This window comes from Actinoplanes oryzae, from assembly GCF_030757795.1.
GTDB lineage: Bacteria > Actinomycetota > Actinomycetes > Mycobacteriales > Micromonosporaceae > Actinoplanes.
In genome coordinates, this window is sequence record NZ_JAUQWH010000368.1 from 1 (window position 1) to 496 (window position 496).

General features: G+C 69.8%; 1 protein-coding gene. It reads right to left on the reverse strand.

Going from position 1 to position 496, the window contains the following annotated elements; translation table 11 throughout:
* The coding region (locus RBH18_RS43965; RefSeq protein ID WP_306216460.1) for a tetratricopeptide repeat protein at positions 1 to 496 on the reverse strand (496 nt) is incomplete at both ends.

The following is a 496-nucleotide window of genomic DNA, read 5'->3' on the forward strand; positions in this document are numbered from 1 at the left end:
TCTTGCCCCAGGTGACCGCCGCGGAGCGGGTGTCACCGAGCCGCTCGTAGACCGGCAGTGCTTCCTCGTTGTGGATGCGCAGGGCCTCGTCGTAGTCCCCGCGCCGGTACAGGATGTCGGCGATCTTGCCCCAGGTGACCGCCGCGGAGCGGGTGTCACCGAGCCGCTCGTAGACCGGCAGCTGGACCTCGCGGCGGATGCGCAGGACCTCGTCGTAGTCCCCGCGCCGGTACAGGATGTCGGCGATGTTGCCCCAGGTGACCGCCGCCTCGCGGGTGTCACCGAGCCGCTCGTAGACCGGCAGTGCTTCCTCGTTGTGGATGCGCAGGGCCTCGTCGTAGTCCCCGCGCTGGAACAGGATGTCGGCGATGTTGCCCCAGGTGACCGCCGCGGAGCGGGTGTCACCGAGCCGCTCGTAGACCGGCAGCTCTACCTCGCGGCGGATGCGCAGGGCCTCGTCGTAGTCCCCGCGCCGGTACAGGATGTCGGCGATGTT